This is a genomic window from Streptomyces sp. CAI-85 (assembly GCF_013363615.1).
Classification (GTDB): Bacteria; Actinomycetota; Actinomycetes; order Streptomycetales; family Streptomycetaceae; genus Streptomyces; species Streptomyces antibioticus_B.
Genome location: NZ_JAANNX010000032.1, coordinates 38,472 through 65,099 on the forward strand (window position 1 = coordinate 38,472; position 26,628 = coordinate 65,099).

Consider the following 26,628-nt stretch of genomic DNA (forward strand, 5'->3'; position numbering starts at 1 on the left):
CGCGACGGTAGCCGAGCCGTCCCCTCGGGTCGCCAGATTTTTCGTCCGGAGGGGAGGGCTCTTCGCCAAGGAGACAGGCCCTAGTCGGTTGCCGCTCAGACCGTGCGGAAGCCGCGCAGTATCACGGACTTCGTCCGGGTGAACTCCTCGTCCGTGAGCACCCCGTCGCGATGCAGCTCACCCAACTCCCGCAGCCGGCGCAGCAGTACGTCGTGATGGTCGGCCTGCGCGGGCACGGACGCGGGGCGCCGCCGAGGCCGCGTACCGTCCGGCGGATCCGCCGGACGGGTCCGTTCCGTGCGGGCGGAGGGGTGCGGCAGCCGCGCGGTCACCGCCGTCGCCACCAGGGCGGTGAGCAGATCCCGGCGCACATTGCCCCACAGGTCCAGGGCGTACGGATCCTTCTCCGGCGGCAGCTTCGAGAACACCGTCTCCCGGGTCGCGAACCGCAGGAAGCCGTCCTCGTAGCCGGAGTTGGGCAGCCACTCCACATGCACCAGGTCCGCCACGGCGATGACGCGCGGCCCCGTCGCCCGCTTCACCCGGTCCGAGGTGTCGGCCCAGTCGATCCGCACCTGCGTCCCGTCGAACGAGACCCTGCCGTCGGAGGAACGGACCGACACCGGCACCGGAGGACCGGGCAGCAGATAGGTGCCGGCCGGCTCCTTGGGGACGCCGTCGAGCAGCAGCGCGTGCCGGATCTCCTCGGCCACGTACTCGGCGACCCCGGCCCGGTCCACGTCCACGGCCAGCCGGTAGGGATCCGCCGCGTCGGGCAGCCGTCCGCCCGTCGCCTGGAGCAGCGGGTCGGCGCCCTCCCGCAGCCGCATCCGCAGCCGCCCCCGCCTGCGTTCGGGCTCGTAGACGACCCCGGCGACCGCCTCCAGCGGCACCGCGATCTCCCCGTACGACTGCCGGAACAGCGGCACGGAACGGTGGAGTCCCGGCGTGATCCGGACCGTCGTGCCGTCGAAGGCCCAGGTCCCGTCCCGCTGGATGATCTCGGCCATACGGAAATTCTCGCAGCCGGGTCAACACGGCCCGCCCGACATCACCCGCGCTGACCGGACCTGCCGAGGGCGGGAGGTGTGCGGTAGGGCACAATTCGCTGACATCAAAGGGGAGTTGTCCATACGACGGCGGCCGGGATCCCGAACAGGTTCCACACAGGCCGCCGTCCGTTCGGGTCATGGGGAAGGCAGGCGTCGGACGTGGCGGTGCAGGAGGCGAGACAGGGTGCGGGTCCGGGAGCGGGTCCGGGCCCGCACGAGGGCGGCTGCACCTGCGGGGACTGTCCGCACGGTGCCCGCGCGGGACACCGGCGCGCGGTCGCCGAATTCCTGCTCAAGCGCGACGAGTTCGCGGCCGGGCAGGGCCTTCCGGCCGCCGTCGCCCACTCGGCCTCGGCCTCCCGCCAGTGGGTCTCCGAGGAACTCACCCAGTCCGCCGAACTCGTCGCCGACCGCGGCCGCGCCGAGGGCGAGGCATGGCTCGGCCGCCTCTGGGTCCGCACCGCCGGCACGGTGTGGGCAGCCGTGGTCACCCTGCTGCTGGTCCAGGCCCTGACCGCGATCGGCGCCGGCTGGAGCAGCGCCCGCACCGCCGGACTCCTTGCCGCCCTCGTCGTCGCCGGTGCGCTCACCGCCGCCTCCTGGTTCCACCGCGCCCGCGGCGGCGCACTCGCCCCCGTCATCGGCGAGGACAACCGACTGTCCACCTCCCGTGCGGTCGCCGCGTCCTGGGTCCTCCTCGTCGCCTACGCCGTCCTGGTCCTCGTCGGCCGGCTCGCCGCCGCCTCAGGTCCCGCCGAACGCGACGCCCTGATCTCCGGCCTCGACCTCGCCCGCGGCGCCGGCGTGGTGACGGTCCTCGCCGTGGTCTGCGGCATCGCCGTCCTGGTGCGCCGCGTGGTCGGACTGCGGGTGTTCGGCCAGCGGCTCCAGAAGGTCCGCGCGCACCGCCCCCGCGCCGCCGACCTGCTCACCGACGACTCCGGCCGCGGCACCTTCGCCGACATCCAGTACGTCGTGATCAGCGCCGTCGCCCTGGTCTTCGCCGCGGTCCGGCTCGCCCGCCGCCCCGACCAGCTCCCCGACCTGCCCTGGGGCCTCGCGGTCGTGGTCCTCGTCTCGGCCGCGACCTACCTCGCCGGGAAGTACGCGGAGGGTGGCCGCCCCGTCATCCTCTCCGTCGTCCGCTCCCGCGAGGCCGGTGACCTCGACGCCCCGATCCGCACCGGCGACGACATCGAGATCCGCGGCGCCGGATTCGTCCCGCCCGGCGCCCAGACCGCCGACCGGCTCTCCCGCATGGTCGTCCGTATCGGCCCCGTCCATGTCCATGTCCCGCTCGTCCCGGTCACCGGTGGCTTCAGCAACCCGAGCGACGCCCTCCTCACCGTCCCCGTCCCCGCCGACGTGGAACCCGGCCGGGTCGAGGTCCAGGTCGTCACCGCGGCCGGCGTCGAGACGAACCGGTACGCCATCGACGTCACCGAGTGACAGTTGCCGTTGCCGTTGCCGTTGCCGTTGCCGTTGCCGTGACTGTGGCTCGGTCGGCCCGGCCCGGCCGGCCTGCTCCGGGCGCGGACGGTTGAGCGCTGTTCTCGTTCGGTACGTATGGTCTGTTGAGGGTTCCCCCCACCACGGCGGGCGAGAGGCGGCTCGGGCGATGACTCACGGCATGAGAAGTGACACGTACTCTCCCTATCCCGACGGCGGCGGCCGGGACTGGCGGGACACCGCCACCCGGTACGCCCTGCTTCCCCTGCGGATCTTCCTCGGCGTCACCTTCATCTACGCCGGTCTCGACAAACTCACGGACAGCGCCTTCATGAAGGACGGCGGCGCCGGCTCCATCGGCGACACCATGCGCGCCGTCCGTGACTCCTCGGCCATCCCGGCCCTGGTCGACCTGGCCCTGAAGAACCCCGTCGGCTTCGGCTACGCCATCGCCCTCGGCGAACTCGCCGTCGGCATCGGCGCCCTGGTGGGTCTGCTGACCCGCCTCGCCGCCCTCGGCGGGGCGCTGATCTCGCTCAGCCTCTGGCTGACCGTGAGCTGGTCCGCCGAGCCCTACTACTACGGCAACGACCTCCCCTACCTCATGGCCTGGATCCCCCTGATCCTCGCGGGCGCCCCCGTCCTCTCCCTGGACGCGGCCTGGCGCCGAAGGCGCCGGGAGCGCGTGGAGGGCCTGACGTAACCCGAGCCGGTCCGGCGGGGCGGGGCGGGACTGCCGGTCCTGGTCCCGACCCCGGTTCCGGCCCTGGCCCCGGCCCCCGTATCCGGTCAGTACGGCGAGTCCGGGTCCCCGGCCCCGGTCGGTATGTGCCGACCGGGGCCGGGGCCATGCCCACCGGGGTCACCCTGCCCGCCGCGCCCGCCGCGCCCGCCGTGACTTCCATGCCTGCCGGGGTCACCGCGTCCGCCATGACCTTCGTGGCCACCGAGCCCGACATGACCCCCTGGCCCGCCATGACCCCCGTGCCCGCCACGGCCACCGTGTCTCCCGTGCCCGCCGTGTCCGGCGCGTACCGCGTGGGCCACCACGCCCGCCGCGCCGCCCAGGCAGAGGCCGCCCACGACCATCGGGATCACCGCGAACCACGGCACCTCCCACAGGCCGCCCGCGTCCCCCGCGTAGGCGACGCCCGCGAGGACGAGGAAGCCACCGGCGACCAGCCGTCCCGGCTGGAACTCATGACGCAGCACGGCTCACCTCCACCTGTCCGACGCCGACATGGAGGTCCAGGTCGAGCGTCCCGCCGTCGTTGCTGTCCTTGCCGCCTTCTCTGTCCGACTGCGGCGGCAGGGTCGTCTCCTTCTGCCGGCCCGGCTGAACGTCCACGTCCTTCTTGTTGTCGCCCGGGAGCCGGATGTCGCCCAGGCCCACGTCGATGCTCAGCTTCACGGTCGCGTCCGGCGGCACGATCACCCGCAGCCGGCCCAGCCCCACCTCGGCGCTGGTGCGTGCCGTCTGCCCCTTCGCCAGGTCCAGCCCGGACAGGTCCAACGTGGCGTCCCCGGTGCCCAGGTCGTACGACTCCCGTACGTCCGCCACCGCCACCGGACGCCAGGTCCGGTCGACCCAGTCGGTGCCGACGTCCTTGGGCAGGGCCGACGACGCCGCGAGCAGGGCCGCTGTGACGATCGCCAGGAACACCGACCCCGCTCCCGTCCGCCCGAGGAACGAGCTGACCGCGATGCCGAGGCCGAACACCGCGAGCGCCGACGCCAGACCGGCCTGGAGGCTGGTGCCGAGCGGCTGGTGGTCCCAGGTCAGCCGGGTGGCGGCGAAGCCCACGGCGAGGGCGAACAGGAAGACCCACCCGCCGATCCAGCGGGGCCCGGCCGCCCGGCGCGAGGGTCCGGGCGGGGCGGGTATGTCCTCGGGCAGGCCGTGACCGGTCAGGTCGACCCGGATGCCTGCTTCGAAGGCCCGGCCACGATAGTCCCGGGGGCCCCACAGATAGCCGGTGCCGCCGTCGTGCGTGCCGTCCTTGACGATGGGGTCGCGCCACCAGGACGGGTAGGCCGTCGGCGCCGGCGGTGCCTGGGCCTCCGGCGGGGCGTCGGCGACGGCCTGTGCGGCGAGGGGGTCGGGCGCCGAGGAGTCCCGGTGCCGCGACCAGTACCCGGCGCCCGCGAGGAGCAGGGAGAGGACGACGGCGAAGGTCAGCACCCCGCCGTTCTTCAGCATCGACAGGAACACCCCGCAGCCGACCAGCGCGAACAGCACGGCCGCGAGGGCCTGGCCGTCGACCCGGCCGGTCAGCAGTCTGCGCACCTCGTTCTGGTCGTCGTCGGAGTAGGGGACGAGCAGCCAGGCGAAGCCGTAGAAGATGAGGCCGATGCCGCCGGTCGCGGAGAGCACGGCGAGGGTGATCCGGAAGATCACCGGATCCATGTCGCACTGCCGCCCGAGTCCCGCGCACACGCCCGCGATCATCTTGTGCCGCCGGTCGCGCCGGAATCTGGCCGGCGGAGCGGGGGAGGTGCCCTCCGTCATACCCGGGGCACCGGGGTCGTCCGTCGAGCCCGGCCCCGCACCGGAGCCCGGACCCGCCTGGTACTCCCTCGCCATCGCGGCGCCGATCGCGGCCTCGGCCGCGGTCATCCCGACGCCGTTCTGCGTGTCCTTCACCGCCCCCGCCGCTCCTGTCCTTGTCTCTGTATTGGTGTCTGTGTCTGTACCGGTGTCTGCGTCCGGCTCTGAGCTTGTGTCTGCGCCTGCGTCCGTGTTCTCACCCGCGGCGCCGGGCGTGCCGGTCGACGGGGTGTCCCCGTCGGGCACGGAGTCCTCGGCGTGCTGGTGATCTGCCATGCGTCCATGGTGGCGGTCGAACGGCCCCGGCGGCAGTCGGGACGACCCTGGTCGGACCCTGATATCCGCCCCGAGCCCGCACCCGGGAGGCGTTCGCCCCGCGGCGGGGCCGAAGATCAGGGGCGTCTCGGGGGCGAACCCTGATGCCCGGGCCGGACGGCTGTGTGAGCATCGTTGGCATGCCGGAAGCCGCAGCAGCGCCACTCGTCGAACCGCGGCCGCCGCGCAAGCTCTACCGCAGCAGTGACGGACGCTGGCTGGGTGGTGTGGCGCGGGGGCTCGCCGGGCATCTCGGCCTGCCCGTCGTGTGGGTGCGGCTCGTGTTCGTGGGCCTGTTCATGGCCGACGGCCTCGGTGCCCTGCTGTACGCGGCCTTCTGGTTCTTCGTGCCGCTCGGCGTCGGCGGGGTGGGCGGCCAGAGGCCGCCGTCCCTCGTCTCCACCGAGACCGCGCCCGACGGCCGCCGCAGACTCGTCGCGCGCAAGCCGGACAAGGGGCAGATCGTCGCCCTGCTCCTCATGGTCGTCGTCGCGATGGTCTTCGTCGGCAATGTGAACCTGGGCAGCGGGGCCAAGGCGTACCTCCTGCCCGCCGTCCTGGTCGGCGCCGGTGTCGCCCTGGTCTGGCGGCAGGCGGACAACGCCCGGCGGGCCCGCTGGGTCGCGGCCGGCCGAAGACGCCGGACGCTCACGCTCCTGCGGGCCGTGGGCGGAGTCCTCCTGGTCACCGCCGGTGTCTCCGGCATCTTCGTCCTCCAGGGCTCCGCGGCACATCTCGGCTCGGTGCTCCAGGCGGCGCTCGCCGTGCTCGTCGGGATCACGCTGCTCGCCGGGCCGTATCTGGTCCGGATGACCCAGGACCTCTCCGAGGAGCGGCTGATGCGCATCCGCGCCCAGGAGCGCGCCGAGGTCGCGGCACACGTCCACGACTCGGTGCTGCACACCCTGACCCTGATCCAGCGCAACGCGGAGAACGCGAGCGAGGTGCGCCGTCTCGCCCGCGCCCAGGAGCGCGACCTGCGCACCTGGCTCTACAAACCCGAGGGCACCGGCAAGGACGAGGAGGACGAGCCGGCCACGGTCGCCGACGCGGTCCGGCGCAACGCGGCGGAGGTCGAGGACAAGCACGGCGTCCCGATCGAGGTGGTGGTCGTGGGCGACTGCCCGCTCGACGAGAGGGTCGGCGCACAGATGCAGGCCGCGCGCGAAGCAATGGTGAACGCCGCCAAGTACGGTGGCGAGGGCGGCGCGGTGCAGGTCTACGCCGAAGTCGAGGGCAGGACGGTCTTCGTGTCCGTCAGGGACCGCGGCCCCGGCTTCGACCTCGACGCGATACCCGCCGACCGGATGGGCGTCAGAGAATCGATCATCGGCCGCATGGAGCGCAACGGCGGCACGGCGCGGCTGCGGGCGGTCCCCGGCGGCGGCACCGAGGTCGAGCTGGAGATGGAGAGGGCGGAGAACACGTCATGAGCGACCCGACCGAGGCGACGGGACCCACCGAGGCGACCGGGGCGACCGGGGCGGCCGAATCGACCGGATCGACCGAGGAGATCGGCACGACAGGAGCGGCCGGGGCGGCCGGGACCGGCGCGGGCGACGGCGGGAGCGGGCGCCGGGTGCGGGTGGTCCTCGTCGACGACCACCGGATGTTCCGCACCGGCGTGCAGGCGGAGATCGGCCGGACCGAGGAGACGGGCGTGGAGGTGGTCGGGGAGGCGGCGGACGTCGACCAGGCGGTCACCGTCATCACCGCGACCCGTCCCGAGGTGGTCCTCCTCGACGTCCATCTGCCGGGCGGCGGCGGGGTCGAAGTGCTGCGCCGCTGTGCCGGGTTGACGGGGGACGCCGAGCAGCCGGTGCGGTTCCTCGCCCTGTCCGTCTCGGACGCGGCGGAGGATGTGATCGGGGTGATCCGGGGCGGCGCCCGGGGCTATGTCACCAAGACGATCACCGGCACCGACCTGGTCGACTCGATCTTCCGGGTGCAGGAGGGCGACGCGGTGTTCTCGCCGCGCCTCGCCGGGTTCGTCCTGGACGCCTTCGCCTCCACGGACGCGCCCCCGGTCGACGAGGACCTGGACCGTCTCACGCAGCGCGAGCGCGAGGTGCTGCGCCTCATCGCCCGCGGGTACGCGTACAAGGAGATCGCCCGGCAGCTCTACATCTCGGTGAAGACGGTCGAGTCGCATGTCTCGGCGGTGCTGCGCAAGCTCCAGTTGTCCAACCGTCATGAGCTGACCCGCTGGGCGACGGCACGGCGCCTGGTGTGAGCGCGGGCGCCCTCCCGGCCGCTCTCACACGACGCGCGTGGCCCCGGCGAAGGGCATCTCGCTGATCGGTGCCACCCGGACCGGCGCCGAGGGGTTGGGGGCGTGGATCATCCGGCCGTCGCCGATGTAGATGCCGACGTGGGTGATGCCGGAGTAGAAGAACACCAGGTCCCCGGGGAGCAGTTCGGAGCGGGAGACCCGTCGGCCGGCGTCGATCTGGGCGTAGGTGGTGCGGGGCAGGGAGATCCCGGCCGATCGGTAGGCGGCCAGGGCGAGCCCCGAGCAGTCGAAGGCGTTCGGCCCGGTCGCGCCCCAGACGTACGGGCTGCCGAGTTTGGAGTAGGCGTAGGAGACGGCGGCCGCGGCGCGGGCGGTGGGCGCGCCCGCGGTGGAGCCGGGCGTCCGGAGGGTGTCGCGGGCGCCCGTCGTGGCCCGGGAGGCGCGGGTGCCGGTGCCGCCGCCGGTCGCGGTGGAGCCCGTGACGCGGGCCCGGTCCGCCTCGGTCAGCCGGGACAGCAGCGTGCGGGCCGCGTCCAGCTTGCCGGTGATCGTCGCCTTGTGCTTCTTCAGTTCGGCCTGGCGGGTTCTGAGCGTGGTGAGTTCGAGGCGGGCGAAGCCCCGCAGTTGCTCGATCTCGCGGAGCTGCCGGCGGACCCGGCTGACGGCGGCCGACTGGCGGTCACCGGCGCGTTCGGCGAAGGCGGCGCCGTCCAGATAGCCGTCGGGGTCGTCGGAGAGCGCCAGTTGGACGGCGGGGCCGAGCCCGCCGTCGCGGTACTGCGCGGCCGCCATCGAACCCAGCTTCTCGCGGGCCGAGTTGAGGCGTTCCTCCTTGCGGGCCGCCTCGTCGCGCAGGGACTTCAGGCGCTGCTCGGCGGCGGTGGCCTTCTCGTGGGCGCCGTTGTACTTCTCGGTGGCTTCCTCCGCCTCCCGGTACAGCCGGTCCACCTTGGCCTTGACCTGCGCGGGTGTCAGATTCGGCTCGGCCTGTCCGGTCCCGTCGAAGGCGGTCGCCGTCGCCGCCCCGGCAAGGGCGAGCGTGAACGCCGTACGGGCCTTGTGGCCGCCGAATGAGCGCTGTCGGGGCTTTCGGTGCACTGCCACGTGGGACTTGCACGTCCTTTCGTCCGACCGCCTCGTCCGCGTGGCCCGGCGGCGGACCGAAGGGGGATCGGCCCGGCCGGTCGGCGGGCCGCGGCCCCGGATCCGGGGCCGTCGTGTGAGCGGACGGACGGCCCGGGGGGCTGCGGCTGACGCGTCCGGCGACGGCCCGCACAGGGGGAGCCGGCCGCCGCCGGACTTTCTCGGCGGTGGTGGCCGACTGCCGCCCCTGGCCCGGGCGGCGGTGGGGAGCCGGTCACCTGGGGGAGGACGCTAGGCCCGTTTGTGTCGGGTCGGTAACGCGATGTGCGGAAGTGGCATGAGGGGGCCGCCGGATGACCGTTTCCGACCGGGGAGGCGAACAGGAGCGGTCGGCTTCGCGTGGCGCGTTGACCGAAGCGACCGTTCGAGGACGCTCCGGAGCGGCGGGCTGCTATGGAAGCCGCATATATGCGTGTGCGTGTCCGTGTCCGTGCAGCACGGTTCAGCGCGGCCGCGCGGCCCCGATCGTCGCGCGGGCCGCCAGGGCCGCCGCCACCGCGACCGCCAGCCACACCGCCACCGCGACCCACAGCAGTACCTCCCCGGGCCGCTTCGGCCAGTCGATGCCGAGGGCGGGGACGGCGGACAGCAGCGCCGCCGCCGTCATCCCCATCGGGAAGACCGTCGCCCAGCGGCGCACGTCGAAGCGCGGACGCGGCCGGACGATCTCGGCGACGAGCAGGACGACGTACCAGCCCAGTGCGAGGACCAGCAGGGCGATGGTCACCGTGCGCAGGACGTGCTCGTCGTCGACGTTCCACAGGTACATCTGCGGGCTGTCGGCCGCGATGAGCTTCGTGCCCGCGAGCGCCGAGATGGCGAGCGCCCCGCCCGCCACCCACTGGTCCCCGGCGCCCTCGGTCACCTGCCGCGGGTCGAAGCGCGCCAGCATCAGCACGTAGAGGACCAGCCCCAGCCAGAACAGCACCAGCGCGGCGTGCGCCAGCCACTCCGTCAGTTCCTCCGCGGCCAGGGTCGCCGCCAGCACCGCGAGCCCCTCGGTGGCCACACAGCACAGGAAGACCGCCCCGGGCATCCGCCGCGTCCAGTGCCGCATGACGCGCAGCAGCAGTACCGGCCACAGGACCGCCGCGACCGCCAGCAGCGCCGCGGCCGGGACCGGCCAGCCCAGCGTCGACAGGCGGGTCCCGAGGACGGTCGTGGCGGCCACGGCGGTCAGCCCGCCCGGTGTCGACGCCTCCGACAGCCAGCGTTCGCGCTCCCGCACCAGCCGGAGGACGAAGTCCGCGGCCAGCCCCACCCAGCCGGCGCCGGCCAGCGCCAGCATCACGCGCGACAGGCCCTCGTGGCCGGCCAGGTGCAGGGCGATCGACAGGATGCCGGTCGCCATCACGGCGGCCCCGGCCGCCGGGGGACGCTCCGCCCACCAGGCACGAAGGGCGGGACCGGCGGGACCGGAGGAGGGCGCGGGGGAGGGGGAGCCGGGCATGGAGCCGATGCTAGGGAGTGAGCGGCGCCGTGAGCGGGGGCACGCGCGCGGGGGCGGCGAAAAACCGGCATACGCGCGCGTACCGCCGGAAAGCGGCGCACGCGCGTGTGCGGTGCGTCAGGCCGGCCGGACCACGCTGTGGATCGCCGACTCGCCGTCGTAGTAGACCGACTCCTCGCGCACGTACGTGCCCGGCTTCGGGGCGTGGATCATCATGCCGTTGCCTATGTAGATGCCGACATGGCTGACGCCCTCGTAGAAGAACACCAGGTCACCGGGGCGGGCGTCGGCGAGGGAGACGGTGGTGCCGAAGGTCACCTGGTCGTAGGTGGTGCGCGGCAGGGTGACCCCGGCGGCCTTCCAGGCGGCCTGGGTCAGGCCGGAGCAGTCGTAGGAGCCGGGGCCGGTCGCGCCCCAGACGTACGGCTTGCCGATCTGCGCGCGGGCGAAGGCGAGCGCCTTCTCGGCCTTGGTGGAGACCGTGCCGCCGCCCGGAGAGGACGAGGACGTGGGGGAGGGGGACGGGGACGGCGTGCCCGTGTCCGTGGCCGGCGCGGTGGCCGCCTGCCGCTGGGCCAGTTCCGCCGCCTTGCGCGCGGCCTCCTCCTGGCGCTGTCGCTCGATCGCCGCCAGCCGGGCCTGCTCCTGGGCGGTCAGCCGGGACAGCAGCTCGCGCGCGGTGGCGAGCTTCTTCTGGACGGTCGCCTTGGCGGTCTTCAGCTCGCGCTGGGTGTCGGTGAGCGCGGCGAGACCCTCACCGGCCTCCTGGCGCTTCCGCATCGTCGTCGACTGCTCGGTGACGTAGTCGTCGACCATGCTCTTCTGACGTTCGGTCAGGCGTCCCATGAGCTGGGCCTGGTCGAAGTAGTCCTGCGGGGTGTCGGCGAGCAGGAAGGTCGCCGTGTCCGGCGCGGCGGCTCCGGTGCGGTACTGGGCGGCGGCGAAGGAACCCAGCTCCTCGCGCGCCTCGTTGAGGTTCTGGGTGCGCCGGGCGACGTCGTCGAGGAGACCGGCGACGCGCTTGCGCTGGGTGGTCGTCCTCTCCTTGGCGGCGTTGTACTTCTCGGTCGCCGACTCGGCCTGGCGGTAGAGGTCGCCGACCTTCTTCTCGACCTCCTCCAGGCTCGGGGTGCCGTCGTCCGAGGAGGGGGCGGCGTTCGCCGACTGGGAGAACAGGGCCACGGACGTGAGGGCGGCGGTGGCGAGGGCGGGTGTGCGGATGCCCGCCACGCGCGGACCGGAGGCACGCCGTGGCTTGCGGTGCTGCGACGCCAAAGGAGGCGACTCCTTCCATCGTCCGCCTACCGGGTTAGCTGTCGGGTTCGGGCGGGTGGTTCGGAAGGGTTGCCCTACGGCCTGTCCCCGCGCAGGGCGGGGAGTGGGGCCGATTCACCCCGGAGTTTCGGTGGGTCCCCGGCTCCGGGCGCCGTGCGGAAGGGGCGTGGCCGGACTCGGCGGAGGCCGCGCGGCCCGGCGAGGTTCGCCGGTGGAGGTCGTACGGCCTGTTCGGCACCGTAGCCAACGTGTGTGGCCCTTGTGAAGGTTGATGGGTGATATGTCCGATACATTTTCGTGACCTGAGGAAAAGTGCCCCCGCTCGATCACGGGTCGTGATAAGGCCGCCCCGGAAGGTGAGTGGCGGGATGTTTCGGGGACCGGGACCGGTTGTCAGTGGCGCCCCCTAGACTCGGAGAGCGATGAGCAGCCTCTTTGACGACAGCTTCCTGGCGGACCTCCAGGGCCCCCGCGCCCATGAGGAGGAGCCCCCGCCGCCGCCCGAGGACGATCACTCTCCGGAGCACCTTCCGGAGGATCTGTTCGGCGGGAAGTTCGACACGCCCCCGGACCGGGACGCCCACTACCGCGACGGCGCCCCGCGCCCGGTGCTGGACGCGGCGGCCCTCCTGGACGGGCTGAACGACAACCAGCGCGCGGCCGTCGTGCACGCCGGCACCCCGCTGCTCATCGTGGCCGGCGCCGGCTCCGGCAAGACGCGCGTGCTCACCCACCGCATCGCCCACCTGCTCGCCGAGCGCCAGGTCCACCCGGGCCAGATCCTCGCGATCACCTTCACCAACAAGGCCGCGGGCGAGATGAAGGAGCGCGTCGAGCAGCTCGTCGGCCCGCGCGCGAACGCGATGTGGGTGATGACGTTCCACAGCGCGTGCGTGCGGATCCTGCGGCGCGAGTCGAAGAAGCTCGGCTTCACCTCCTCCTTCTCGATCTACGACGCCGCCGACTCCAAGCGTCTGATGGCGCTCGTCTGCCGCGATCTGGACCTCGACCCCAAGCGCTACCCGCCCAAGTCCTTCAGCGCCAAGATCAGCAACCTGAAGAACGAGCTGATCGACGAGGAGGACTTCGCGGCCCAAGCCACTGACGGTTTCGAGAAGACCCTCGCCCAGGCGTACGCGATGTACCAGTCGCGGCTGCGCGAGGCCAACGCCCTCGACTTCGACGACCTGATCATGACGACGGTCAATCTGCTGCGCGCCTTCCCCGATGTCGCCGAGCACTACCGCCGCCGCTTCCGGCATGTCCTGGTCGACGAGTACCAGGACACCAACCACGCCCAGTACGCCCTGGTCAGGGAGCTGGTCGGCACCTCCGAGCACCCCGTCGACGTCCCTCCGAACGAGTTCGACGTGCCGCCGGCCGAGCTGTGCGTCGTGGGTGACGCCGACCAGTCGATCTACGCCTTCCGGGGCGCGACGATCCGCAACATCCTCCAGTTCGAGGAGGACTACCCGGACGCGACGACGATCCTGCTGGAGCAGAACTACCGCTCCACGCAGACCATCCTGTCCGCCGCCAACGCGGTCATCGAGCGCAACGAGTCCCGCCGCCCCAAGAACCTGTGGACCAACGCGGGCGCGGGCGCGCGCATCACCGGCTATGTCGCCGACACCGAGCACGACGAGGCGCAGTTCGTCGCCGACGAGATAGACCGCCTCACGGACGCGGGCGACGCCAAGGCCGGTGACGTCGCGGTCTTCTACCGCACCAACGCCCAGTCCCGTGTCTTCGAAGAGGTCTTCATCCGCGTCGGCCTGCCCTACAAGGTCGTCGGCGGGGTCCGCTTCTACGAGCGCAAGGAGGTCCGGGACGTCCTCGCCTATCTGCGGGTCCTTGCCAACCCGGAGGACTCCGTCCCGCTGCGCCGCATCCTCAACGTGCCCAAGCGCGGCATCGGCGAGCGCGCCGAGGCGATGATCGACGCGCTCTCCCAGCGGGAGAAGATCAGCTTCCCGCAGGCGCTCAAGCGCGTCGACGAGGCGTACGGCATGGCCGCGCGCTCCACCAACGCCGTGAAGCGGTTCAACGTCCTGATGGACGAGCTGCGCACGATCGTCGAGTCCGGCGCCGGCCCCGCCACCGTCCTGGAGGCCGTGCTCGAACGCACCGGCTACCTCGCCGAGTTGCAGGCGTCCACCGACCCGCAGGACGAGACCCGCATCGAGAACCTCCAGGAACTCGCCGCCGTGGCCCTGGAGTTCGAGCAGGAGTCGGGTGAGGGCGAGGAGACCGGCTCGCTCTCCGACTTCCTGGAGCGGGTCGCGCTGGTCGCCGACTCCGACCAGATCCCCGACGAGGACGAGGACGGCTCGGGCGTCATCACCCTGATGACCCTGCACACCGCCAAGGGCCTGGAGTTCCCGGTCGTCTTCCTCACCGGCATGGAGGACGGCGTCTTCCCGCACATGCGCGCCCTCGGCCAGACCAAGGAGCTGGAGGAGGAACGCCGACTGGCCTACGTCGGCATCACCCGCGCGCGGGAGCGGCTCTACCTCACCCGCTCCACGCTGCGCAGCGCCTGGGGCCAGCCGTCGTACAACCCGCCCTCCCGGTTCCTGGAGGAGATCCCGGGCACGCACGTGGACTGGAAGCGGACGGGCGCGGCCGCGCCGGTGTCCTCCGGGCCGGTGTCCGGGGTCGCGGCCTCGCTGTCCTCGTCCCGCTCGCGCTCCTCGGCCTCCGGCGCGTCGGGTTTCGCGACGCGCCGGGGCGCGGCGGAGAAGCCGGTGGTCGCGCTGTCCGTCGGCGACCGGGTCACTCACGACCAGTTCGGACTGGGCACGGTCGTCGGGGTGAAGGGCACGGGCGCCAACGCCGAGGCCACGATCGACTTCGGCGACACCAAGCCGAAGCGGCTGCTGCTGCGGTACGCGCCGGTCGAGAAGCTGTGACGACGACGGGAACGGCCCCCGCCTCGACGGACGAGGAGCGGGGGCCGGACCGGAGTGTCGAAAGGTCCTACGTCGGGTCGAGTCCGTGGCTGCGCAGCCACGACAGCGGGTCTATGGCCGAACCGCCGGCCGGCCGGACCTCGAAGTGCAGGTGCGGGCCGGTGGAGTTGCCGGAGTTGCCGGAGTACGCGACCGGATCGCCGGCCTTCACCGTCGTACCGGAGGCGACGCGGTAGCTGGAGAGGTGGCAGTACCAGGTCTCCGTGCCGTCCTTCGCCGTCACGATCAGCATGTTGCCGTAGGCGCTGTTCCACTGGGTGCGGACGGTGCCGTCGGTCGCCGCCACCACCGAAGTGCCGTAGGCCACGGGGAAGTCGATGCCGGTGTGCTGGGACATCCAGTTGATGCCCGCCTGGCCGTAGTAGGCGCTCAGTCCGCGCTGGGCGACCGGAAGGGCGTACTTGGGGCGCAGCCGCTCCTTGCGGGCGGCCTCGGCGGCGGCCTTCTTCTTCTCGGCCTCCTGCTGCGCCTTGAGGTCGATGCGCTCCTGGGTACGGCTGACCCGGTCGCCGAAGTCGTCGGCCTCGGCGCTCAGCGTCTCGAGCTGGGCGTCGAGCTTGTTGTTGGCGGCGGACGGCTTCACGGGCTGCGCGTCGGCGGCGGAGGCCGTGGTGTCCTTGTCGTCACTGCCGCCGAGCGGTGCGACCGAGGCGGCGGCGATACCGGCGACGCCCATCACACAGGCCGAGGGGACGGCGACGGTCAGCAGCGCGGAGCGCTTCGCGGGCGGCCTGCGACGGGAACGGCTCGCGCCGCGGGCGGCGACCCGGGAGGAGGGCACGAAGACCGGCTCCTCCTGGTCGTCGAGCAGGGGCCGCTCGGAGACGGCGGGCAGCTCGCCGGTGGCCGTCGACTCCTCGTCGCCGTCGGCGGGTTCGTCATGGCCGACCTGGTCGAAGGTGGCGGTGGCCTGCTGATCGAAGGGGACCTCGGCCGGCTGGTCGTACGCGTCGGCGGCCGCGGTGTGCTCGTCGCCGTCGGTGTTCCACTGCGTGGCGTCGTAGGCACCGGTGTCGAAGGTCTGCGTGCCCCATTCCCACTGCTGGGTCGGGTCGGCGGGGTGCGACTGGTCGGGCCGGCTCCAGGAGTTCTCCTGGAGGGCGTCCGCTCCCTGGAAGGGATATCCCCAGCCGCTGGTGTCGGTCGTCGTGCCCTGCGGCGGGATCACGGCCGGCTGCTGTCCGGCGGCGGACCAGCCGCTCATGTCGTAGCCGCCGGTGTCGTAGACCGCCTGGTGACCCGCGTAGGGGTCGTAGTCCAGGGTCTGGTGGCCGCCGGTGTTCCACTGGGCGCCGTCGTACCCGCCGGTGGCGGAGCCGTCCGCGGGGAGGCTGCCGAAGAGGGGGTCGGCCGTGAAGTGGCCTGTGGCGTAACCGTGTTCGTACGTGGTGAAGCCGTCGTACTGGGCTTCCGCTTGCGCGCCGTACGGCGACGTGTAGTGCGCCGGGTCGGCGTCGGAAGCCGGGGCCGGGGCGGTCGTGCTCCCCGACGGGTGACGGTCGTTCACCAACTTCTCTTTCGCCGACAACAGGGGCTGCCAGAGCAGTGCGGTGACTGTACCCGGCGGTATGCGGGCGCGACAATCTTCCGCAGGTTTCGTGCCCGGGGGAAAGGGGCATTCGGCCCTGATTCGGGGGAGGGCGGGCACGGATTTTGGCCCTATGTTCGAAGAGTGTTCGAGGTTTTGGGGGCCTGGAGCGGTCCTGAGGCGGTCTGAGCCGGGTGTGATTCGGCTCTGGGGCGGCTCTGGGCCGGCTGTGCGTGGGCCTTGAGGCGTCAGGCGACCGTCAGTCCGCCGGCGGCCGGGGCGGTTTCGGCGTCCTCGGGCGCGGCGTCGAGGGCCTGCCGTATCCCCGTCGCGACGGCCGGATGGACGGGCAGGGCGAGATGCCCGATCCCGGTCACCCGGATGTTCTCCGCCAGCAGATCGGGGTGGTCCACGCAGGCGGACTCCAACGGGTCCATCAGATGGTCGAGGTCGCTCCAGAAGCTGACGAAACGGGTCCGGCAGCCCGGTGCGGGCCGGGACAGCTCCTCGATCAGCGCCGAGCCGGGCCGCATCTGGCGCACGATCGGATGAGCGTTGGCCAGCGGCGCGACCCGGGTGCCGGAGTGCGGGGTGCCGAGGGTGACCAGCGTCCGCACCCGCACGTCACCGCCCAGCCGCTGCGCGTAGTAGCGGGCGATCAGACCGCCGAGGCTGTGCCCGACCACGTCCACCCGGCTGCTGCCGGTGCGCGTACAGATCTCCTCGATGTGCCGGCCGAGCAACTCGGCGGCGGTCCGGATGTCGCAGGTCAGCGGGGAGTAGTTGAGCGACTCCACCCGGTGCCTGCCGTGCTGGGCGAGGCTGCGGCGCAGCAGGACGAACACGGAACGGTTGTCGATGAAGCCGTGCAGCAGGACCACCGGGGGCGGGGCCTGGGTGGGCAGCGGCACGGGACCGTCCCCGCCGTCGGCGCTTGTCGTACCGCCCGTGCCCGGGTCGTCGGTGGAGGCCGCGGCCCTGCGCTCCTGGATGATGCCCGACGGATAGAGGAGGAGGTGGCCGGCGAGGATCGCGATCTCCAGGGCCGTCGCCTTCAGGAGCGTCGCGGAGAGCCCGGCCAGTCTGAGCGGCACGGCGGGCAGGCCCGGCAGGTTCGGAAGCAGTCGCTGACACAAGGGGAGAAGGGGCTCCAGCGCCCGGGTGACCTGCATGGCCGACCTCCTGTCGGCACGCGGACGACTGCTCCGTCCCCCGTGTGCCCTCGTGGAAGTCGCGACGCAGACCGACGAGGGGCGCGGCCGGCCCGCCCTGCGGTCCGGTCGTACCGATGCCGGTGCGCCGTACCACCGCGTCGCGCGGCCTGCGGCGCGGCGGTACGGCGACCTCGTGCGGCTCCCGTGTGCGGCTGCTCCCCCGTGGCGCGGGGGGACAGTGCGCGGTGAAGTTGTCCCATCGTGTGATTTCCCCCTCGGTCGGCACCACGAAACTGCCGGTTGCGGGATGCTGGAGATAACGTTCGTTCACTCCCCCGGGCGGTGTGGCGCGGGGTGGCCGGGCCATCGAGGATGGACGGAGTCGCTTCATGGAAGCAGTGACATGGAGGCAGTGATGGGTGTGGCAGCCGGTCCGATCCGCGTGGTGGTCGCCAAGCCGGGGCTCGACGGCCATGATCGCGGGGCCAAGGTGATCGCGCGGGCGCTGCGCGACGCCGGTATGGAGGTCATCTACACCGGTCTCCACCAGACCCCCGAGCAGATCGTCGACACCGCGATCCAGGAGGACGCCGACGCGATCGGTCTCTCCATCCTCTCCGGGGCGCACAACACGCTCTTCGCCGCCGTGATCGAGCTGCTCCAGGAGCGGGACGCGGCGGACATCCTCGTCTTCGGCGGCGGCATCATCCCCGAGGCGGACATCGCGCCGCTGAAGGAGAAGGGCGTCGCGGAGATCTTCACCCCGGGGGCGACCACGGCGTCCATCGTGGACTGGGTCCGGACGAACGTCAGGCAGCCGGCCGGGGCGTGACCCCCGGCAGCGGCAGCGGGCCCGCGGGGCCGAACTCCGCTCTCATCACCGCCCGCAGCCGCAGCGTCGACCCCAGCCGCTGGAACGCCTCCGCCCAGTAGCTCCCGGCGCCCGGAGAGGCGTCCTCCGGTTCGTCGGGCACGGCCAGCAGACCGTCCAGCCGGGACGCCTCCGACGGATCCAGACAGCGTTCGGCGAGCCCCATCACCCCGCTGAAGCTCCACGGGTAACTCCCGGCGTCCCGCGCGATGTTGAGCGCGTCCACCACCGACCGTCCGAGCGGCTCGGCCCACGGCACCGCGCACACCCCGAGCAGTTGGAACGCCTCCGACAGCCCGTGCGCCGCGATGAACCCGGCCACCCAGGCCGCCCGCTCGCCCACCGGCAGCGTGCCCAGCAGCTTCGCCCGCTCGGCGAGGGAGACCGCGCCGGGACCGCCCGCCCCCGGCGCCGACGGCGCTCCGAGCAGCGCCCGCGACCAGTCGGCGTCCCGCTGCCGGACGGCCGCCCGGCACCACGCCGCGTGCAGCTCGCCCAGCCAGTCGTCCGCCACCGGCAGCGCCAGGATCTCGCGCGGCGTACGGCCGCCCAGCCGCGCCGGCCAGGTGGCGAGCGGCGCCGACTCCACGAGCTGGCCGAACCACCACGACCGCTCCCCGCGGCCGGCGGGCGGCTTGGGCGACACGCCGTCCCGCTCCATGCCCGGATCGCACTCGTGGGGCGCCTCGACCACGAGCGTCGGCGTGTCCCGGGTGCGGTCCACCGACACGCAGGCCCCGGCCCGGACCGCCATCCGCGCCGCGAGCGCCGACCCCGGCAGCGCCGACAGCAGCTCCGCCGCGGTCGCCCGGACCGTACGGCTGCGGTCGGTCAGCGCCTGTTCCAGGAACGGTTCGTCGCGCGCGCCGAGCCCGGTGCGCAGCGAGTCGACGAACATCAGCCGGTCCTCGGCGCGCTCGGTCGGCCAGGTCGAGACGAGCAGCTCCCGCCCGGCGTCCGCGTCCCGGGCGCGCAGCGCCGACAGGACCGCGACCCGCTCGGCGAACAGGCCCTCCCGCCACAGCGTCGCGATCCGCTCGGTCTCCCGCGGGCCGGGCAGCGCGCCGCCCCCACCCGGCGTGGCCCGCAGGGCGAACCGCCAGTCCGGGTTCAGCCGGGCCAGCCACAGGGCGCGCGGCCCGGCGAACTCCAGCGCCGCCGGACGCAGGTCGGTCCGCGCGCGGGCCGCGTCGAGCAGCGCCGGCAGGGACTCGGCGGGCGGGGCGAGGCCGCGCGTGTTGGCCGTCTGGAGCCACTGCGGCAGCAGCTCCATGAGGTCCGGCGCGGTGCCTCTGCGGCCCGCCGTGCCGGCGCCGGGGCGGTCGGCCAGCAGCAGGGCGAGCCTGCGGGCGGCGGCCGGTGGCAGCGCCGGGCGCGGGTCGGCGGGGGCCGCCTCCGGGCGCGGCGCGGCGGCCCGCCCGGGACGCAGTCCGGCCCGCCGTCGTACGGTCTCGGCGGCCGCCGCGTCCAGCAGCGCGCCCGGCGCCGCCCGGCCCCGGGGGACACGCTCGGGCGTACGGCGGTCCGTGCCGAGGAGGGCCGCGGTGAGCAGCTCCTCCCACGCGGGGCTGGTCGCGGGCGTGCTCACAGGTGTTCCCTTCGCCGCCGTCACCGTCGAACCCGTCACAACCGAACCGCCTCTCCCGCGCCGGGTGCCCAGGCCGTCAGCGGGGTGAAGCCGCGGTGGCCGCACTCGCCGAACACCTTGACCGGCCCGCCGCCCGACAGGGCGACCAGACGCCACAGGCCGGAGCGGCCCGCCGGGCCCTGGACGAGCGGCAGAGCCGTGTCACCGGAGGCGTCGGCGACCTGCCAGCCGTCGCCGTCCGGCACCGGCACGACGTCGTCCAGCGTCACCGGCACCGACTCCTGCCACGGGTCGTCGCGCAGCGCCTCGCCGTACCGGACGGTCGCCTCCGTCGTCGTCACCCCCGGCGGGCGGACCGTGGCCGGTGCGGGCGGGGCGAACCGCTCGCCCAGCGTGGCCCGCAGCCGGCCGGACCCCGGGTGGGCGGACAGCTCGGCGTCCAGCGCCAGACCGACGGGCAGCGCGAGGTCGGGCGCCCGGCCCGCCGGGCCGTAGGACAGCACGAGGGCCGTACGCCCCGACCCGATGCCGTACAGCCAGATACGACGGGTCGTCAGTCTCGGGTCCGGCAGGTCGTACTGGGCGAGAACCAGCCAGTGGTCGCGCACCGGCGGGCCGGCCGGCGCCGACGGCAGGCCGACGCGGGTGCGGACCGTGGCCGCCAGGGACCCCGGCAGCCGCTCGCGGTGCTGCCAGCCCCGGCCCAGGAGATGGAGCAGCGCGCACTCCTCGAGGAGCCGTGTCGGCCAGTCGGGGCCGGATGCGACGACGGAGTCCAACTCCCTTACGCGGGCTGCGAGTCCGGGTGCCTGGGCGTCGACCATCCGGGCGGCCGTCTCCTCCCAGAGCCCGTACCCCGGCCGCTCGGCCGTGGCCAGACCCGACCGCACCAGATCGGCGAGGCGCTGCTCCAGCTCCGCCGCCCCCGCCGTGATCCGCTCGGCGCGCCGCTCCGCCCTGCGGCGCGCCGCCTCCGGATCGACGAGCCCCGAACCACCGTCCCCTGCCGTGCTGTTGGCGCCCTCGCCGGGCGATAGGCCACCCCGCGCCGCGACCCAGTCCGGCGTCTCGGTGACCGGTACCGACTCCTCCCCCCGCGCCCACAGCAACAGCAGCCCGAGGGCGTGCGCGCACGGTGATCCACGGCTCGGGCAGGTGCAGTCGGACACCGGTCCGGCGGATTCGGGCAGCGGGTCCGCGGTGCCGACGACCGTGCGGTACGACGTGCCGTCCCCTCCACGGCACACCCCCCACACCACGCCCTCCCGCGAACAGCCCGCACCGAACCACCGCTCGGGCACGCCGAGTTTGCTTCCCGCTTTGCGTGACACGGAGTCAGGGGCCAGGGACAGCACCTGGTCCGCCGTCCGGCGCACCTCCTGCTGAGTCATGCCAACGACGGTAGATCCTGCCACTGACAATCGGTCCGGCCGAAGCCTCCGCCAGGACGTTTCCGCAGGTCGGATCGCGTTGTCAGTGGTGTGGTGCACGGTGGACACCAGATCCGAACCGGCCGAGCTGGAGGGGACCTCCGCCATGTCCGTGTCCGTAGACCCGTCGTTCCTGAAACCCGCTCAGCAGCAGCCGGCGCAGGCGTTGCGACCGCATGCCGAGCACGCCTTCGCCGCCGAACTCACCGCGCTCGCCGCGCAGGACGACCGTCCGCGCCCGCCTCGCTGGAAGCTGTCCCCGTGGGGCGTCGCCACCTACCTGCTCGGCGGCACCCTGCCGGACGGCACGGTGATCACCCCGAAGTACGTGGGCCCGCGCCGGCTGGTCGAGGTCGCCGTCAGCACCCTCGCCACGGACCGCGCCCTGCTGCTGCTCGGGGTGCCCGGCACCGCCAAGACCTGGGTCTCCGAGCACCTGGCCGCCGCGGTCAGCGGCGACTCGACCCTGCTGGTGCAGGGCACCGCGGGCACCCCGGAGGAGGCCATCCGCTACGGCTGGAACTACGCGCAGTTGCTGGCCCAGGGCCCGAGCAGAGCGGCCCTCGTGCCCAGCCCGGTCATGCGGGCCATGGCGGAGGGCATGACCGTACGCGTCGAGGAGCTGACCCGGATCCCGGCGGACGTCCAGGACTCCCTCATCACCGTCCTGTCCGAGAAGACGCTGCCCATACCGGAGTTGGGGGAGGAGGTGCAGGCGGTGCGCGGCTTCAACCTCGTCGCCACCGCCAACGACCGGGACCGGGGGGTCAACGAACTGTCCAGCGCCCTGCGCCGGCGCTTCAACACGGTGGTGCTGCCGCTGCCGGAGAGCGTCGAGGCCGAGGTGGACATCGTGGCCCGCCGGGTGGACCAGATCGGCCGCTCGCTCGATCTGCCGGCCGTGCCGGACGGCATCACCGAGATCCGCCGCGTGGTCACGGTCTTCCGCGAACTGCGCGACGGGATCACCTCCGACGGCCGGACGAAGGTGAAGTCGCCCAGCGGCACCCTGTCCACCGCCGAGGCCATCTCCGTCGTCACCGGCGGCCTCGCGCTGGCCGCCCACTTCGGCGACGGCGTGCTGCGGGCGGGCGATGTGGCCGCGGGGATCCTCGGCGCGGTCGTCCGCGACCCGGCGGCCGACCGGGTGGTCTGGCGGGAGTACCTGGAGGCCGTCGTCCGCGAACGCGACGGCTGGAGCGACTTCTACCGGGCCTGCCGGGAGGTGAGCGGATGACCGACGCCCGCGCGGGCGCGTCGGCGGGCACGGAAGCGGTTTCGGCGAAGAGGTCGGAGAAGGTCAGGGAAGGGGGACCCATGACGGGAGTTCGGAGTGCCGGTGTCGGCCGGCGGGACGACGACACACGCTGGCCGGCCCTGTTCGGGGTGCGGCACCACGGGCCGGGGTCGGCGCGGGCGGTCCGGGCGGCGCTGGACGCCGCCCGGCCCCGGGTCGTGCTGATCGAGGGGCCGCCCGAGGCCGACGCGCTGATCCCGCTGGCCGCCGACCCGGACATGCGGCCGCCGGTCGCCCTGCTCGCCCACGCGGTCGACGAACCGGGCCGCTCCGCGTTCTGGCCGATGGCCGGGTTCTCCCCCGAGTGGGTCGCCCTGCGCTGGGCCCTGGAGCACGGCGTACCGGCCCGCTTCATCGACCTGCCGGCGACGCACACCCTGGCCTGGCAGGGGGAGGAGGACGTGGGAGAGAAACCTGACATCACCCCACCTCACGCCCCCGCACCTCACGCCGTCGGCCTGCGCGCCGATCCCCTCGGCACGCTCGCCGCGATCGCCGGGTACGACGACGCCGAGCGCTGGTGGGAGGACGTGGTCGAGCACCGCACGGTGGGCACGGGGGACCCGTTCGCGCCGTTCACCGCCCTGGAGGAGGCCATGGAGGCGCTCCGGGAGGCGGCGGACGACGACGAGGCACGCGGGGAAGGCGAGGAGGACGCCCGCGACCGGGTGCGGGAGGCGTACATGCGTCTCCAGGTGCGCGCGGCCCGCAAGGAGTTCGGGGACGACGGGGTGGCCGTGGTCTGCGGGGCGTGGCATGTGCCCGCCCTGCGGCGGCCGGCCCCCGTCGCCGCCGACCGGGCGCTGCTCAAGGGGCTGCCGAAGGTCAGGGCCGAGCTGACCTGGGTGCCCTGGACGCACCGCAGGCTGGCCCGCGCCGGGGGATACGGGGCGGGCATCGACGCGCCGGGCTGGTACGCGCATCTGTTCGACGCGCCGGACCGGCCGGTCGAGCGCTGGCTGACCAAGGTGGCGGGGCTGCTGCGCGAGGAGGACCGGATCGTCTCCCCGGCCCATGTCATCGAGGCGGTCCGGCTCGCGGAGACGCTCGCCGCGCTGCGCGGCAGGCCGCTGCCCGGTCTGAGCGAGACGGCCGACGCCGTGCGGGCGGTGCTGTGCGACGGCTCGGACGTCCCGGCGGCGCTCGTGCACGACCGGCTCGTGGTCGGTGACGTGCTGGGGGAGGTACCGGTCGGCGCCCCGGCGGTGCCGTTGCAGCGCGACCTGGACCGGCTCCAGCGCCGGCTGCGGCTCCGTCCCGAGGCCGCCGAGCGCGAGCTGGAGCTCGATCTGCGCAAGGACACCGACGCCGCGCGCGGGAGGCTGCTGCACCGGCTGCGGCTGCTGGGCGTCGGATGGGGCGAGCCGGTGGTCTCGCGGAGCGGCACGGGGACGTTCCGGGAGACCTGGCGGCTGCGCTGGGAGCCCGAGCTGTCGGTGCGGGTCGCCGAGGCCGGGGTGTGGGGGACGACCGTACGGGCCGCGGCGAACACCAAGGCGGAGGAGGACGCGGTGGCCGCGCGGGGACTCGCCGAGGTGACCGCCCTCGCCGAGCACTGTCTGCTGGCCGGACTGTCCCGGGCGATGCCCGCCGTGATGCGGGTCCTCGCCGACCGTGCGGCCCTCGACACGGACGTCGGCCATCTCGCCCAGGCACTGCCCGCCCTGGTCCGCTCGCTGCGCTACGGCGATGTGCGCGGCACCGACACGCGCGCGCTGACGGAGGTCGCCGCGGGCCTCGCCGAACGGATCTTCGTCGGCCTGCCCCCGGCCTGCGCCGCCCTCGGCGGGGAGGCGGCGGAGGAGATGCGGCGGCACATGGACGCCGTGCACGGGGCGGTGGGGCTGCTGGAGGAGACGGGGGTGGACGGGAACCCCGACGAGGGCCCCGAGGGGGCGCCCGCCCCGGCTGAGCCGTCGGGCGGGGCCGATGGGGGAGCCCGGGTGCCGGGCGGTGGGGGCGTCCGTGAGCCGGGCCGTGGTGAGGGAGGGGCCGCGGCGGACGGGAGCGCCGTCGACGGCGGGGACGCGGCCCGTGACGTGGCCGACGAAGCGGTCCGCGACGCCGCCGGGCTGCGCGCAAGGTGGCAGGCCGTGCTGCGGCTGCTCGCCCGGCGGGACCGGGTGCCGGGGCTGATCCGGGGCCGGGCCGTGCGGCTGTCGCTGGACGACGGCGACCTGGACCCTGCGGAGGCGGCGCGGCTCATGGGGCTCGCCCTGTCGCCCGGGACGCCGCCGGGGGACGCGGCCGCGTGGATCGAGGGGTTCGTCGGCGGCGCCGGGGGCGGACTGCTGCTGGTGCACGACGAACGGCTCCTCGCCCTGGTCGACGGCTGGCTCACCGGCGTACCGGCGGAGGCGTTCACCGATGTGCTGCCGCTGCTGCGGCGCACGTTCTCGGCGTACGAGGAGGGAGTGCGCAGAACCCTCGGTGAGCTGGTCCGGCGGGGGCCGGGGGAGCGGGCGGGCGCGAGCGGGGCCGGTCCCGGGGCGCCCGGGTTCGCGGACGGGCTCGACGGGGAGCGCGCGGACGCCGTACTGCCGGTGGTGCGGCTGCTGCTGGGACAGGACGACGAACGGGGACCGGGCGGGAACACCGAACCGGCGAAGGTGGCGACGACATGACGGCGACTGGACCCTCGACACCGCAAGACGTCGCGCAGGGCGTCGCGCAGGACGCCGCACAGGACCGCCTCCGCCGCTGGCGGCTCGTGCTGGGCGGCGACGCGGCCGACGGCACCGGGCACCGTCTGTCCGGACGGGACGCGGCCATGGACGGCACGCTCGCCGCCCTCTACGAGGACACCGGCGGCAAGCCCCGCGCGGGCCGGGGCGGCGACCGTACGGCCGGTCTGGGCGCCTCCGCCCCCTCCGTGGCGCGCTGGCTCGGTGACATCCGCACCTACTTCCCCTCCTCCGTCGTCCAGGTCATGCAGCGCGACGCCATCGAGCGGCTCGGCCTGTCCGCGCTGCTCCTGGAGCCGGAGACACTCGCCGCGGTGGAGCCGGACGTGCATCTCGTCGGCACCCTCCTCTCGCTCGCCAAGGCGATGCCGGACACCACGAAGGAGACGGCACGCACCGTCGTCCGCACGGTCGTGGAGGACCTGGAGCGGCGGCTCTCCGCCCGCACCCGGGCCACCCTCACCGGCGCCCTCGACCGTGCCGCGCGCGTCGCCCGCCCCCGTCACCGCGACATCGACTGGAACCGCACGATCGCCGCCAACCTCAAGCACCACCTGCCCGAGTACGGCACGGTCGTGCCGGAGCGGCTCGTCGGGTACGGGCGGGCGTCGCGGGCGGTGCGCAAGGAGGTCGTCCTCTGTGTCGACCAGTCGGGCTCGATGGCGGCGTCGGTGGTGTACGCGTCGGTGTTCGGGGCGGTGCTGGCGTCGATGCGGTCGGTGAGCACCCGCTTCCTGGTGTTCGACACCGCGGTCGCCGACCTCACCGAGCACCTGGCCGACCCGGTCGACGTCCTCTTCGGCACCCGGCTCGGCGGCGGCACGGACATCAACCGGGCGCTCGCCCACTGCCAGGCGGCCCTCACCCGTCCGGCGGACACGGTGGTGGTCCTGATCAGCGATCTGTACGAGGGCGGCATCCGCGGCGAGATGCTGAAGCGGGTCGCGGCGATGAAGGCGGCGGGCGTGCAGTTCGTCGCGCTCCTCGCGCTGTCCGACGAGGGGGCGCCCGCCTACGACCGGGAGCACGCGGCCGCGCTCGCGGCACTGGACGTCCCGGCGTTCGCCTGCACGCCCGAGGAGTTCCCGGAGGTGATGGCGGCGGCCCTGGAGAGACGCCCGCTGCCCGTGCCGGCCCCGGAGTGACATGTCTACGGCGGGTAAAGGCGAGCAGACGCGTTCATGAGCGGGAAGGCCCCGGACGGCCGAAAGCCGTCGGTTTGTCCGGCCGGAACCTCATGGAGTGGGGTGAGAGATGCCCATTGGGGTGGGAATCCCTCACTCCGCGTCGATCTGGCCCCCTAAGGGGCTGCTCAGGGGGTCTCACCGGGCCGGCCCCAGTCCGGTGAGGCCCCGCCCGCGCGGCACCCCGTGCCGGTGAGCGCGACATCATGTGACAGGTATCACCGCTCAGGTGTGACCCTCGATTTAGGGGGTTCCAGCAAGCGGAGATAACCTGCGAGACGGACATGCCGCGTGCTCGGACACCGTGTGCGCTTCCCCTGTGACCCAAGCGGACGTCACGTTGCCCATCGCGGCACGCCCACGCATCCAACGAACCGCGAGATCACTGATAGGGACGGAAGCGCGTGGACCTGTTCGAGTACCAGGCGAGGGACCTCTTCGCCAAGCACGATGTA

The 26,628-nt window shown here is 73.6% G+C and carries 18 protein-coding genes and 1 riboswitch; of the genes, 9 read left to right on the plus strand and 9 right to left on the minus strand.

Annotation, left to right across the window (positions count from 1 at the left end; translation table 11 throughout):
• Positions 1-95 precede the first annotated feature (95 nt).
• The gene (locus G6W55_RS26355) at positions 96-1,010 is read right to left on the minus strand and encodes a DUF4429 domain-containing protein (RefSeq protein WP_175523298.1); all 915 of its coding nucleotides are present in this window, start codon (positions 1,008-1,010) and stop codon (positions 96-98) included.
• Between the two features lie 201 nt (positions 1,011-1,211).
• Here G6W55_RS26355 and G6W55_RS26360 point away from each other — a divergent pair, with 201 nt between their 5' ends.
• Together G6W55_RS26360 and G6W55_RS26365 are read left to right on the plus strand one after the other, a co-directional pair.
• Positions 1,212-2,501 carry a hypothetical protein gene (locus tag G6W55_RS26360; RefSeq protein WP_175523299.1) on the plus strand — a complete coding sequence of 430 codons (1,290 nt, stop codon included), beginning with the start codon at positions 1,212-1,214 and terminating at the stop codon, positions 2,499-2,501.
• 169 nt (positions 2,502-2,670) lie between these two features.
• Positions 2,671-3,204, plus strand: coding sequence for a DoxX family protein (locus G6W55_RS26365; protein WP_175523300.1), 534 nt, complete (start codon positions 2,671-2,673; stop codon positions 3,202-3,204).
• Positions 3,205-3,699: 495 nt separating this feature from the next.
• Here G6W55_RS26365 and G6W55_RS26370 read toward each other — a convergent pair whose 3' ends face one another.
• Positions 3,700-5,325 carry a PspC domain-containing protein gene (locus G6W55_RS26370; RefSeq protein WP_375372474.1) on the minus strand — a complete coding sequence of 542 codons (1,626 nt, stop codon included), beginning with the start codon at positions 5,323-5,325 and terminating at the stop codon, positions 3,700-3,702.
• A gap of 179 nt (positions 5,326-5,504) precedes the next feature.
• Here G6W55_RS26370 and G6W55_RS26375 point away from each other — a divergent pair, with 179 nt between their 5' ends.
• Positions 5,505-6,797: an ATP-binding protein gene (locus G6W55_RS26375; RefSeq protein ID WP_175523301.1), complete on the plus strand. Its 1,293-nt coding sequence runs from the start codon at positions 5,505-5,507 to the stop codon at positions 6,795-6,797.
• On the plus strand, positions 6,794-7,597 hold the full coding sequence (locus tag G6W55_RS26380) for a response regulator transcription factor (protein ID WP_217687382.1): 804 nt from the start codon (positions 6,794-6,796) through the stop codon (positions 7,595-7,597). Before G6W55_RS26375 ends, G6W55_RS26380 begins: the two co-directional genes overlap by 4 nt.
• Positions 7,598-7,621: 24 nt before the next feature.
• On the opposite strand, the gene G6W55_RS26385 is transcribed toward G6W55_RS26380, so the two are convergent.
• From G6W55_RS26385 to G6W55_RS26395, 3 genes are all read right to left on the minus strand, one after another.
• Entirely contained in the window at positions 7,622-8,701 is a 1,080-nt protein-coding gene (locus G6W55_RS26385; RefSeq protein WP_175523302.1) for an NlpC/P60 family protein, read from the minus strand.
• Positions 8,702-9,182: 481 nt separating this feature from the next.
• On the minus strand, positions 9,183-10,190 hold the full coding sequence (locus G6W55_RS26390; protein WP_175523303.1) for a tellurite resistance/C4-dicarboxylate transporter family protein: 1,008 nt from the start codon (positions 10,188-10,190) through the stop codon (positions 9,183-9,185).
• 117 nt (positions 10,191-10,307) lie between these two features.
• The gene (locus G6W55_RS26395; RefSeq protein WP_175523304.1) at positions 10,308-11,465 is read right to left on the minus strand and encodes an NlpC/P60 family protein; all 1,158 of its coding nucleotides are present in this window, start codon (positions 11,463-11,465) and stop codon (positions 10,308-10,310) included.
• 7 nt (positions 11,466-11,472) lie between these two features.
• Positions 11,473-11,642, minus strand: a riboswitch (cyclic di-AMP (ydaO/yuaA leader).
• A 245-nt stretch (positions 11,643-11,887) separates the two neighbouring features.
• Here G6W55_RS26395 and pcrA point away from each other — a divergent pair.
• Complete coding sequence (pcrA, locus tag G6W55_RS26400) at positions 11,888-14,377, plus strand: DNA helicase PcrA (RefSeq protein WP_175523305.1); 2,490 nt, start codon at positions 11,888-11,890, stop codon at positions 14,375-14,377.
• Positions 14,378-14,444: 67 nt separating this feature from the next.
• Here the strand turns inward: pcrA and G6W55_RS26405 are convergent, their stop codons facing one another.
• Both G6W55_RS26405 and G6W55_RS26410 read right to left on the minus strand, forming a co-directional pair.
• Positions 14,445-15,944: a M23 family metallopeptidase gene (locus tag G6W55_RS26405; protein ID WP_175523306.1), complete on the minus strand. Its 1,500-nt coding sequence runs from the start codon at positions 15,942-15,944 to the stop codon at positions 14,445-14,447.
• Positions 15,945-16,213: 269 nt separating this feature from the next.
• Complete coding sequence (locus G6W55_RS26410; protein WP_175523307.1) at positions 16,214-17,137, minus strand: triacylglycerol lipase; 924 nt, start codon at positions 17,135-17,137, stop codon at positions 16,214-16,216.
• A 397-nt stretch (positions 17,138-17,534) separates the two neighbouring features.
• On the opposite strand from G6W55_RS26410, the gene G6W55_RS26415 reads away from it, so the two are divergent.
• Positions 17,535-17,951 carry a cobalamin B12-binding domain-containing protein gene (locus G6W55_RS26415; RefSeq protein ID WP_030788043.1) on the plus strand — a complete coding sequence of 139 codons (417 nt, stop codon included), beginning with the start codon at positions 17,535-17,537 and terminating at the stop codon, positions 17,949-17,951.
• Here G6W55_RS26415 and G6W55_RS26420 read toward each other — a convergent pair.
• Together G6W55_RS26420 and G6W55_RS26425 are read right to left on the minus strand one after the other, a co-directional pair.
• Positions 17,929-19,578, minus strand: a complete 1,650-nt coding sequence (locus G6W55_RS26420; RefSeq protein WP_175523308.1) for a DUF5691 domain-containing protein — start codon at positions 19,576-19,578, stop codon at positions 17,929-17,931. The two genes, G6W55_RS26415 and G6W55_RS26420, sit on opposite strands and share 23 nt — an antisense overlap.
• 35 nt (positions 19,579-19,613) lie before the next feature.
• On the minus strand, positions 19,614-20,969 hold the full coding sequence (locus G6W55_RS26425) for an SWIM zinc finger family protein (protein WP_175523309.1): 1,356 nt from the start codon (positions 20,967-20,969) through the stop codon (positions 19,614-19,616).
• A gap of 145 nt (positions 20,970-21,114) precedes the next feature.
• Here G6W55_RS26425 and G6W55_RS26430 point away from each other — a divergent pair, with 145 nt between their 5' ends.
• The 3 genes from G6W55_RS26430 (at position 21,115) to G6W55_RS26440 (ending at position 26,134) form a co-directional block, all read left to right on the plus strand.
• Positions 21,115-22,245, plus strand: coding sequence for an AAA family ATPase (locus tag G6W55_RS26430; protein ID WP_175523317.1), 1,131 nt, complete (start codon positions 21,115-21,117; stop codon positions 22,243-22,245).
• Positions 22,246-22,325: 80 nt separating this feature from the next.
• Positions 22,326-24,929, plus strand: coding sequence for a DUF5682 family protein (locus G6W55_RS26435; protein ID WP_254876456.1), 2,604 nt, complete (start codon positions 22,326-22,328; stop codon positions 24,927-24,929).
• Positions 24,926-26,134 carry a VWA domain-containing protein gene (locus G6W55_RS26440; RefSeq protein WP_175523310.1) on the plus strand — a complete coding sequence of 403 codons (1,209 nt, stop codon included), beginning with the start codon at positions 24,926-24,928 and terminating at the stop codon, positions 26,132-26,134. The genes G6W55_RS26435 and G6W55_RS26440 overlap by 4 nt, the downstream gene beginning before the upstream one ends.
• Positions 26,135-26,628: the final 494 nt, after the last annotated feature.

Bases quoted from the DNA above. Each gene is read 5' to 3' on its own strand.
- G6W55_RS26355 (WP_175523298.1), bottom strand. From the start codon at position 1,010: ATGGCCGAGATCATCCAGCGGGACGGGACCTGGGCCTTCGACGGCACG.
- G6W55_RS26365 (WP_175523300.1), top strand. From the start codon at position 2,671: ATGACTCACGGCATGAGAAGTGACACGTACTCTCCCTATCCCGACGGC.
- G6W55_RS26370 (WP_375372474.1), bottom strand. From the start codon at position 5,325: ATGGCAGATCACCAGCACGCCGAGGACTCCGTGCCCGACGGGGACACC.
- G6W55_RS26375 (WP_175523301.1), top strand. From the start codon at position 5,505: ATGCCGGAAGCCGCAGCAGCGCCACTCGTCGAACCGCGGCCGCCGCGC.
- G6W55_RS26380 (WP_217687382.1), top strand. From the start codon at position 6,794: ATGAGCGACCCGACCGAGGCGACGGGACCCACCGAGGCGACCGGGGCG.
- G6W55_RS26390 (WP_175523303.1), bottom strand. From the start codon at position 10,190: ATGCCCGGCTCCCCCTCCCCCGCGCCCTCCTCCGGTCCCGCCGGTCCC.
- pcrA (WP_175523305.1), top strand. From the start codon at position 11,888: ATGAGCAGCCTCTTTGACGACAGCTTCCTGGCGGACCTCCAGGGCCCC.
- G6W55_RS26410 (WP_175523307.1), bottom strand. From the start codon at position 17,137: ATGCAGGTCACCCGGGCGCTGGAGCCCCTTCTCCCCTTGTGTCAGCGA.
- G6W55_RS26415 (WP_030788043.1), top strand. From the start codon at position 17,535: ATGGGTGTGGCAGCCGGTCCGATCCGCGTGGTGGTCGCCAAGCCGGGG.
- G6W55_RS26425 (WP_175523309.1), bottom strand. From the start codon at position 20,969: ATGACTCAGCAGGAGGTGCGCCGGACGGCGGACCAGGTGCTGTCCCTG.
- G6W55_RS26430 (WP_175523317.1), top strand. From the start codon at position 21,115: ATGTCCGTGTCCGTAGACCCGTCGTTCCTGAAACCCGCTCAGCAGCAG.
- G6W55_RS26435 (WP_254876456.1), top strand. From the start codon at position 22,326: ATGACGGGAGTTCGGAGTGCCGGTGTCGGCCGGCGGGACGACGACACA.
- G6W55_RS26440 (WP_175523310.1), top strand. From the start codon at position 24,926: ATGACGGCGACTGGACCCTCGACACCGCAAGACGTCGCGCAGGGCGTC.